This window comes from Vibrio sp. 1F279, from assembly GCF_041439815.1.
In the GTDB taxonomy this organism is placed as follows: domain Bacteria; phylum Pseudomonadota; class Gammaproteobacteria; order Enterobacterales; family Vibrionaceae; genus Vibrio; species Vibrio tasmaniensis_A.
In genome coordinates this window covers 174,832-184,337 of sequence record NZ_JBGOOU010000008.1, presented here as the reverse complement: position 1 = coordinate 184,337, position 9,506 = coordinate 174,832, and the positions used below count along the sequence as shown (strand labels likewise).

The window sequence follows — 9,506 nt, the reverse complement described above, 5'->3', positions numbered from 1 at the left end:
ATAGCATGATCTTCTCATTGCAAAAAATCAAGCTCCTTCAATGATCACGGGTATATAGCCTTGTTCGGCTCTCAACCAAAACTCAGAAAGATCTTCAAACAAGTCGTCGTTGTCTAAGATGCTTAAATGGTTTTCATCGTAACCAAGAATTTGGTCGGCGTTTAATTGAGCTGGACGCGAAAGCTGGCTTGATAGGTCAATTACGCCATCATTACTGTTGGTATTAAATAACTCCCCTGAATTGTATCCAAACGCTAAAAAGTGCGGGGTATGGTTTTTAGTCTTACTACCAAATAATTCGGCGATAAATTTTCCGTCTGGATTTAAATCTACCCAGGCTGGCATCACGATAGGGGAGTATTCAACTCCTTGCTTGGCGGATGCCACACCCCCAAACGGGGAAGATATGGTGGTGATGCTACTGACAAAATTGCACAACTGCCCGATTTGGCACTGACGAACACTGTTTGCCACGATCAGCCCGCCCATGCTGTGTGCCACCACGTGTAATTGTTGGATCTTGTATTCAGTCACTATGGTATGCAGCAGGTTATTTAAGCCTTTCGAACTTAAAATCAGAGATAAGCCAGAAGGGTAGTTGAATACCCATATTTGGTATTTAGATTGATCGATTTTTTCGATTAATGGAGCAAAATCTAAAGCGGTTGCGTTGATACCATGTACAAATAGGATAGGGATTTTAGTTGGGTCGTATTCCGACAAAAAGTAGAGTCCAGCATTCCCTTCAAAAAAGAATGTTACTGGCTGCCACATGCCGAGCTTAGCGTTTTCTCGCTTAAAGGGCGGATCCGTTAAACTCACAACAGTGCCTATATCGACAAGATCCAATTCCACTTTCAGTGAAGAGGACAGTGAGTGATTAACAAAGGCTCTGGGCGCTTTGTTTTCGTCAATGGCGAGTGAAATTCTTACTGTAGAATTGTCTTGGTGATCGTGCAGATTAACGACACTGAATGGTTCGTCAGCTTGTAGGGTTAAATCTTGGTTTTTATCATCAAAGACAAGTAGGTAGTGTATTTTTCTAGATAGCTGCAATTGAATACTGTCGCTATCTATTATGCCGTCGTAGCCATCAACTTCGCTTTTATTGATATCTTTTATCTGTTGAATAACGACGGCTGAGCCCGACGCTGGTTCGGTCAAAATGATTTGGTACTGGTCGGTATAGGCATCAATTGCGTCTATCTCATTAGATAGATTTCTAAAATTACTGCACCCTGATAGCACAGCACTGAATAACAGTACGAAAAATAATCGTCCAGTAATGAATTGCCTCATTCTAATCTCATCCCCATCTCAATAAGCTTCGTCCTTCAATCAACAATTTTATACATAAACAAACTGCATGAGTTTAATACTAGCAAGAAAACAGAGAGTTAGGTCATACGTTGTTCTTGAGCATGTATTGTCTTGGTCCGAGTTTACTTAGTTCACGCTGCTCGACCGCGGTATGGCTGATGTCGATTGTCTTTTCGATACTGATTGTCTTTCCGACCCTGATTGTTGGTATATGATTTTTACGATTCTCAATCGCTTTGATTCATGAAAATTATCGACATTAAGAAAAAAATTGAACTTTATTATTTTAGTTAAGTCGTATTGCTACGTTTACCATAACAAGACATCTGCAGTTTAGATATGATCTCAAGTCGAAACACACATCAGCTAACTCGTAGCGCACTATTATTAGTGGGTTGGGTTATCTGTTTCTGTCTCGCCAGTAATATGAGTTTTATCCAAGGCTGCAAAGTAAATTATGACAACAGTGATTCTGCTATTTCTACTGCCGTGCAGGCAAACAAGATTAGCGATAGTGGCGTTTTTATTGATGGGGCATCTCAATCCCAAGACGGCCAATCCGTCCAAAAATGTGAGTTATCAGAACACCTGATAAACTTTGATCACCACCAAGTCAATGATCAAGCTATATTCACGTACTTCATACTCGTTGTCGTCGTATTGTGGTTGCTAAGTACTGTCCCGTATTTCCCTCCCTTCACTGAGCCAATCCTCCACAAAGGTAGGCGCATCCATCTCAAGATCTGTGTCTTTAAAGAATGAAAATAAGAGCGTTTAACTAACACTCATATTATTCATTTTTTAAGGAAAAATTAGACATGCCTAAAAGCAAAATGTCATTGCGCTTTGTTGTGCTTTGGCTATTCGTTGCGTTGTGTTCAACATTCACTGTGAACGCAAGTGCGAGCGAATCGATGACTCCTGTTACAACGGGTTGGATGCAAGACAAGTTACATCCGTATGTAGAAACGCGTTTTGTCATGACAGGACAAATTAATAAAGAAGATAAAACCGCGGCGGGTTATCTGGAAGTGAACCTTTCTGATGAATGGAAAACTTACTGGAGAAGTCCTGGCGAAGGAGGTATTGCGCCCAAAATTAAATGGGCTGACTCTAAGAACGTTTCGCAACTGCAATGGTTTTGGAAGTTTCCTCAACGCTTCAACTTGCTCGGCATAGATACGCTAGGCTACAAGCACAACATCATCTTTCCGATGAATCTTCATATTGATGATATGAACAAACCTGTTGAGCTCCATGCAGTGCTGACGATGTCTTCATGCACCACCATATGTATTCTCACGGATTTTGACATCAACTTGGTGTTTAACCCAAGTGAGATGACCGTGAATAACGACGCGATGCTTGTCTACGCAAAAGCAATGAGCGAAGTGCCGAAAGACTCACCGCTTGTAGAGGGTACATCTACGATTTGGGATGCTCACAAGTCGCAACTTCAAGTTATTGCTACACATAAAATTGGTTGGACTGCACCCGATATAATCGTGGATGGTGATTCAGATGAAATGCAAGATGCTGAATTTGGTATTCCTCACATTGAAATTGAAGGTAACCAAGCCATTGCGACTTATGACGTAAGCAGCTGGATGGGCACACCCGATCTCAACAACCAACACATTCGTGTCAGCATCAAAGACAAAGACTTCATTACAGAATACCCAGCCACTGTTACCAACGGCATAGTGGGTAATAGCTCTATGATAAGTATGGTGCTTTTGGCGCTATTAGGTGGGTTGATTCTCAATATCATGCCCTGTGTATTCCCTGTACTTGGAATGAAACTGAGTGGGGTTATTTCTGCTCAAGGCATGGCAAGAAAACAGGTTAGGTTCCAATTCCTTGCATCTGCGAGTGGCATCCTCGCATCCTTCTGGTTAATCGCCACTTTCTTGGCTGTGTTAAAAATATCAGGCAGCGTTATCGGTTGGGGAATTCAGTTCCAAAACGGTTGGTTTATCGTCACAGCCCTTTTCAGCGCCAACATGTTAGGGCTTTTCGAGATCCGTCTTTCATCGAATACCAATACGTGGATGGCAACCAAGGGAGACAGTAGTTACGTCGGACACTTTACACAAGGCATGTTCGCAACGCTATTGGCTACGCCATGTTCTGCTCCATTTCTTGGGACAGCCGTTGCATTTGCTCTTGCCACGACTATCCCGACGATGTTTGGTATTTTCACCGCACTTGCCGCTTCCATGGATCATCGTTGCTGCATTCCCATCGATAGCTTTGGCGCTGCCTAAACCAGGAGCATGGATGAACCGTGTTAAATACCTGTTCGGCGGAATGATGCTAATCACTAGCGTTTGGCTCTTTAGCTTGCTTCGACCTCATGTCCCTCAATTGTGGCTATACGCAATACTGGCGGTCAGTGTTTGCCTATTGCTTGTCAGGTTGGTTCAAGTGCATGGAATCAAGACTGCGGGTGCTGTTGCCTTGCTGCTGTTGAGTGTTATCTCTGCCTCGTTATTTGTCGAGAAGGCAACATCCAAAATTCTGCCACCAGAACCTGAGTGGGAAGCTTTGTCGACCGTAGCCATTGATGATCATGTTGCTAACGACAAAGTAGTTTTCGTTGATGTTACCGCTGATTGGTGCGTGACTTGTAAAGCAAACAAGATCGGGGTTCTCTTACAAGATCCTGTTTACAGCGTATTGACTGAAGGTGATGTAGTGCCGATGGAGGGCGATTGGACAGTCCCAAGTGATAGTGTCACGTCATACCTACAAGATCACAACCGTTTCGGTGTTCCGTTCAACATGGTTTATGGCCCTAACGCTCCGGAAGGTATTGAGCTTCCTGTCATCTTAACCAGTGATGCGGTGATGGAAGCCATTGAGAAAGCAAAAGGTGGTGACGAATGATGAGAAAAAAAGCTAAGGCAAAACCTCAGTCCAAAAAGCAGAAGTTGAGATCGGCATTACTGTATACCTTGTTCGCATTGGTCGTGGTCTTTGGTGTTGATTATTGGCGTACAAAAGACGTTCCAATGCAGAACGTTCCGCCAATGGTTGGGATGTCGTTATCCGGTAAACCGATAGATGTAATAGAGATGAGTAAGAAAGAGCCGGTATTAGTTTATTTTTGGACGACATGGTGCGTCGCCTGCAAATTTGTGACGCCAGTGGTTGATTGGTTTTCATCGAGCTATCCCGTCGTTGGTGTATCACTGACTTCGGGTAAAGATGAAAGAGTTCAACGCTATATGAATGCTAAAGGGTATAGCTACGACAACATTAATGACACTCAAGGTAAAATTGCACGCGATTGGGGAATCTCCTTAACGCCAACACTCATTGTTATTAATGATGGAAAAGTAACAAGTGTTACTTCAGGAATTACTACGCCAATAGGTATCGCAGCCCGACTTTGGTTAGCTAAGTATTAATGGGAAAAATATGAAATTCATTACAAGAAGCATCATCACACTATTGGTTACTCTGGCTTTCTCACCCGTCACTTTCGCAATGACAAAACAAGAAAAAATTGCCGAGATAACGCAAATGCTAGAAACGAACGAAGGTATTATCGATTCAGTTCACGACAGTCTAGCTGCTTACATAGATCAACAAAGTAGCTTTGATAAAACGTTAGTTGAGAGTCATGACTTTATTTATAACAACCCACATCACCCTTGGTATGGTTCCGAAGATCCAAAACTGACGATCGTAAATATGACTGATTTTAGTTGCCCGTGGTGTAAAAAATTAGACCCTGTTCTTCGGAAAATAGCGGATGAGTTCCCTAATGACATCAAGGTGATAAATATTTATATCCCTCTAAAGGAGAGAGATTCGCCATTGAACTCAGCAACTTTTGGACTCAATGTCTGGAACAATGACAAAGAAAAATACAAAGCAGTTGAAGAGATGTTGATCAGTAAGCCTGGTATTCACAACGTTCGTTCGATAATGAAAGTAGCGAAGAAGAACAAAGCCACCGATTATGTTTCTTCAGACAGTGAAATAGCGATTGAAGTTGCTGAAAACTATAACTTATTTACGAGGCTGGGTGTTCGGGGTACACCAGCGATGCTAATTGATGGAACATTGCTCCCCGGCTACTTGCCATACGAAAAACTATATCCAATAGTAAAGGCTAAGCTAGAAGAGAAAAGTAAATAGAATAAATTTACGATAACTTAATTATTATCTTTGATGGATAAAAAGCCCTATTGATTAGGGCTTTCTATCATTTAAATATTAATTGTAAAAGTAGATTACAAATTAATAAACAATATACAACGCAGCTAGTCCAAATATGCCTAGAAAACTCAGAACACCACATGTCGAGTACAACAACAGTCTCATTGTTAATTCCTGATTACAAAAAATTATTAATAGTATTTACTTTTATAAATTGTCTTATGTGCAATTTAAGGGCGTGGGGTTGACAAGGTTATATTAAAATAGCACCTCCAGATAAATTGTCACTTAACATTTAGTTAGAGTTTTCCATGCTGAAATAATTCCATTTACTCTGTGTTTTTTACGAAGTAATTAGAGGTTGTTTATTTTTAATTTTTACAGGTTGATATTCTATTTTGTTTCTTGTGTGGTTGTTATTTAGGTGGGTAATACGTGGATGTAAATTGATTCATAGAGTGGGAATTAACTCGAAAAACGGAAACTAACTCGTAGAATGGAAGTTAATTTCTCTAATCTGGGTGATCAAGTTATCCTCGATGAGGACTGATACGCTCTCGATTAAGTTGTTATCAACACCGTTAAATACGTTCACGTTAGTGATTAGCTTTTTCATAGTCTGCACCTTTTGGAAATGAGTGTGTGTCGCTGATGGAGTCATCATATGGGCGCAGTATTTGAAGAATGGCCATTTGGTGACAGTGATGAATTGGGTGTGTTTTTGCTATTGCTATAAGAGAAGGAAGGGGGATTTCTGTCGAATCATTAATTTGAATAATGATTATTGGCGGTGTCACAAAATGGTAAGTTTTGCTCCTTTTCGAGCGCTAAGATGTATTTCAAATCAAGGCGACTTATCAAATTAGAGAGAGACAGAATGACTAAATCAGACAAAGTTTACGGGTTCAACACACCACAACGTCTATTTGTAGGTTACACGTTAGCTGTGCTGGTGGACTTAGTGGTACTTAACTTTTTCGATGAGTACTGGGACTTCGTCAACATTGAGTCTTTCACTATTTCTTTGATAGCAGCGTTATTACTGCAGTTATTGTTGAAGCTCTCTATTGGCTTAGAGCACAAGATTGCTGAGCACTTCAAAAGTAAACCGGGTACCGGGCCTAAGGTTTATCGCGCCATCACTACTTACATCATCTTGGTGGGTTCAAAGTTCGTGATGCTAGAAGCGATTAACTTATTGTTCGGCGAGAAGGTGAGCTTTACAGGCCCTTGGAATGGTGTAGTGGCGTTCTTCGCCGTGGTATTTACGATTCTCATTGCTGAAGTAATTGTATCGAAGATCTACTTTGCGCTTGATGATAAACAAGAATCAAACTTGAAAGAAAAGACAGCTTAAGCATAAGTAGAATTAAACATAGGGGAGTTCGGAATGAACCCTCAATTGAAAAGGGTTGGCATGTTTGCCAACCCTTTTTGTCTTTTAGCTATCCCACACTTTAGAGTAAGCGACTAATTCAGCTTATGCAGACCGATTAATTAGTACTTAACTTGGTAGTTCAGAGTGTAAGTACGGCCGCGGCCTTTGTAGTCATACGCTGCTGAGTCGTAATGAGACGAGTAAAGGATTTGAGCACGTTGACCCCAAACAGTGGTGTAGTCTTTGTTCAGTAAGTTTTGAATACCAAAACCTAGACTACCGACCGGAAGCTGATACGTACTCACTAGATCAAACACGGTGTAGCCATCAAGTTTGTTTTTGTCGTCTTCGTAATCAAACATAGTTTGGCTTTGTACTTTTACAGATAGGTCTGTGTCATACCAACCTGCCCAAGCACTTGCTTTAGAAGTACTTGCACTTCCTGCAGATACATCTTTCCAACCGTCGTTACCTTTCACTTCAGAGGTGACGTAGTGACCAGAAGCGCCCAGTTGAATGTTGTCATGTACCCAGTAAGAAGCCATCGCCTCTAGCCCGTACACTCGCTTTTTGTCATTGATGTTTTCAATCAGCAATGTCTTTCTGTTGTACTTCACTGATTTGTCAGATTGTGAGTAATAAGCCGCGGTTTGCAAGCTTAGCTCGCCAGTATCAAGGCGGTAACCTAACTCGAAACTGTTGGTTTTGATACCAGACATTTTTGAGTCATTAACGTTGATGCTGTCGTTGAGTTTCCAGTGATCACCAACGAGCTTGTAGCTGCCTTGTCCGTAGTATTTAGCTGGGTCTGCAAGGTCGAAACCTTGCGAGAAGTTTGCCCAAACTTGAGACTCGTTATTAAGGTGGTAGATCGTACCTAGGTTAAATAAGCCAACACTGTAATCAGTTTCACCACCTGGTACTGCGTCTGCTGTTTTGCCTTTACCAGCAGCAATTTTCTTCTGCTGGCTGTAGCCGACAAAATCATCAATCTTGTTAGAGATGTATTGGTAGCGGAATCCACCTTCCACCGTCCAATCATCGGTGATCGCATAGTCAGATTGTATAAAGCCTGCGATAGAGCTGACTTTAACACCTGCATAGCGACCCACTTGTGCATAGGTCTTGTTGACTAAGTTGCCTGAATTGTTCGCAATGGTGCGATCGTAAAGCGCTTGATTGCTATCAAGCTGATCTTGATACGCATCGATACCATAAACAATATTGAACTTATTGAAGCTCTTAGCCAGTGCTGTTTTTAATGAAATAACATCGGTAATTTGTTGACCAGAAGATTGGAAGTAAGGCGTGTAAGTTTGGTCTTCTTTACGGTATGAAGCTTCAGCAATAAACTGATGCCCAAGGAATTGATCATCGACGTAAGAGGCACTCAGCATGATGCGCTCAGTTCCGTGTTCTCGATCCGAGTAAAACCCTTTACGTACGTCAACAAAATCGCGCCCGGTGATGTATAGACCGTAAGGAGAGTTTTGCTGGCTATCGTAATATTGTGCTAGGAAGTTGAGCTTTTTGGTCTCAGACAGGTTCACGCCGACAGTTGTCAGGAAATCTACCGTCTTGTTGAACTGCAGTGAGCCTTGTGAAATGTCAGGAGTAACAATATCGCCATCTGCATCGAATACACCTTGTGTCTCGGTGTAAACCACAGAAGAGCGAGCTTGAACTTTGTCGTTACCGCCAGAGATAGATTGACCGACTTTGTAATCGAAATCTTCACCTGAATTAAAGCCCGATGAGCCACCGACATAAGATTCGAATTCTAACTCTTCACCTTGTGCTTTTTTGGTGATGATGTTGATGACACCACCAGAAGCACCCGCACCGTAGATAGACGTTGCACCCGATAACACTTCGATGCGATCAATGTTAAATGGGTCGATTGAATCTAAGTGGCGGCTGATTTGGCGAGAGGATTGCAGTGATACGCCATCAATCATAACGAGCATCTTACGGCCACGTAGATTCTGACCATAGTTAGTACGAGCGCCGCTGCTTACATCTAAAGAGGGAATGCTCGCCGATAGAATTTCACCTAATGATTTACCACCACGGTATTCCTGTTCGATTTTATCTGCGTCGATGTACCAAACTGTTCCCGGGATATCGCTGATCGCTTTCGGCGTTCGGCTTGCGACAACCACCATGTTTTCTTCGGTTGTGTATTCTTGAGCTTGGGCTGTAAACACTGTACTTGCTGCGACAATCGCTAGCGTAACGGTGGAAAGCTTGAAACTTCCTTTTTCGGTTTTCATTTTGTTCTCAATCTTGATCAATAAAAGGCTGCACAAAGACTCATATTTGTGCGATGACTTTGTTTTTTATAAGTAAACAGCGTTCATCTTTACTGGTTAGTAATAAATGAAGCCTCCTAAATTAGAAAAGAGGTTAACAGTGGTCACTTACTTATGGCCCCAAACATACTCATCTCGATATCTTTCAAGCTTGTATACGTTCGCATTCACGCCACCTAAGCGGTTACTACTTCCATAGTTAAAGTACGAAGTATTATCGTTAAGTTTATCAATTCTAAATAAGAATCATTATTATTGTGTTTTTGTTGCGAAAATACAATATGAAAATGCAATTTTCTTTTATAGATTTGGAAACACTTGTTTGC

At 41.6% G+C, this 9,506-nt stretch carries 6 protein-coding genes and 1 pseudogene; 4 read left to right on the top strand and 3 right to left on the bottom strand.

The annotated features are described in order from the left end of the window. Positions 1-27: 27 nt before the first annotated feature. Positions 28-1,299 carry an esterase/lipase family protein gene (locus ACED60_RS08850; RefSeq protein ID WP_371727345.1) on the bottom strand — a complete coding sequence of 424 codons (1,272 nt, stop codon included), beginning with the start codon at positions 1,297-1,299 and terminating at the stop codon, positions 28-30. A gap of 839 nt (positions 1,300-2,138) precedes the next feature. Between ACED60_RS08850 and ACED60_RS08845 the strand changes: the two are divergent. The 3 genes and pseudogenes from ACED60_RS08845 (at position 2,139) to ACED60_RS08835 (ending at position 5,469) form a co-directional block, all read left to right on the top strand. Further along, positions 2,139-4,209 (top strand): annotated as a pseudogene (locus ACED60_RS08845) (protein-disulfide reductase DsbD family protein). Next, complete coding sequence (locus tag ACED60_RS08840; protein WP_009847199.1) at positions 4,206-4,733, top strand: protein disulfide oxidoreductase; 528 nt, start codon at positions 4,206-4,208, stop codon at positions 4,731-4,733. The pseudogene ACED60_RS08845 and the gene ACED60_RS08840 overlap by 4 nt, the downstream one beginning before the upstream one ends. A 10-nt stretch (positions 4,734-4,743) precedes the next feature. Then, a complete protein-coding gene (locus tag ACED60_RS08835; protein WP_371727344.1) occupies positions 4,744-5,469 on the top strand; it encodes a DsbA family protein in 726 nt (241 codons plus the stop codon). A 505-nt stretch (positions 5,470-5,974) separates the two neighbouring features. Here the strand turns inward: ACED60_RS08835 and ACED60_RS08830 are convergent. After that, positions 5,975-6,106 carry a hypothetical protein gene (locus tag ACED60_RS08830; protein ID WP_017100407.1) on the bottom strand — a complete coding sequence of 44 codons (132 nt, stop codon included), beginning with the start codon at positions 6,104-6,106 and terminating at the stop codon, positions 5,975-5,977. A 261-nt stretch (positions 6,107-6,367) separates the two neighbouring features. On the opposite strand from ACED60_RS08830, the gene ACED60_RS08825 reads away from it, so the two are divergent. Next, positions 6,368-6,847, top strand: a complete 480-nt coding sequence (locus ACED60_RS08825; RefSeq protein WP_009847195.1) for a hypothetical protein — start codon at positions 6,368-6,370, stop codon at positions 6,845-6,847. 140 nt (positions 6,848-6,987) lie between these two features. Here the strand turns inward: ACED60_RS08825 and ACED60_RS08820 are convergent, their stop codons facing one another. Next, positions 6,988-9,141, bottom strand: coding sequence for a TonB-dependent receptor (locus ACED60_RS08820; RefSeq protein WP_371727342.1), 2,154 nt, complete (start codon positions 9,139-9,141; stop codon positions 6,988-6,990). Between the last annotated feature and the right edge of the window lie 365 nt (positions 9,142-9,506).

Excerpts from the sequence above, each read along its gene's own strand:
- ACED60_RS08850 (WP_371727345.1), bottom strand. The coding sequence starts at position 1,299 with ATGAGGCAATTCATTACTGGACGATTATTTTTCGTACTGTTATTCAGT.
- ACED60_RS08840 (WP_009847199.1), top strand. The coding sequence starts at position 4,206 with ATGATGAGAAAAAAAGCTAAGGCAAAACCTCAGTCCAAAAAGCAGAAG.
- ACED60_RS08835 (WP_371727344.1), top strand. The coding sequence starts at position 4,744 with ATGAAATTCATTACAAGAAGCATCATCACACTATTGGTTACTCTGGCT.
- ACED60_RS08830 (WP_017100407.1), bottom strand. The coding sequence starts at position 6,106 with ATGAAAAAGCTAATCACTAACGTGAACGTATTTAACGGTGTTGATAAC.
- ACED60_RS08825 (WP_009847195.1), top strand. The coding sequence starts at position 6,368 with ATGACTAAATCAGACAAAGTTTACGGGTTCAACACACCACAACGTCTA.
- ACED60_RS08820 (WP_371727342.1), bottom strand. The coding sequence starts at position 9,141 with ATGAAAACCGAAAAAGGAAGTTTCAAGCTTTCCACCGTTACGCTAGCG.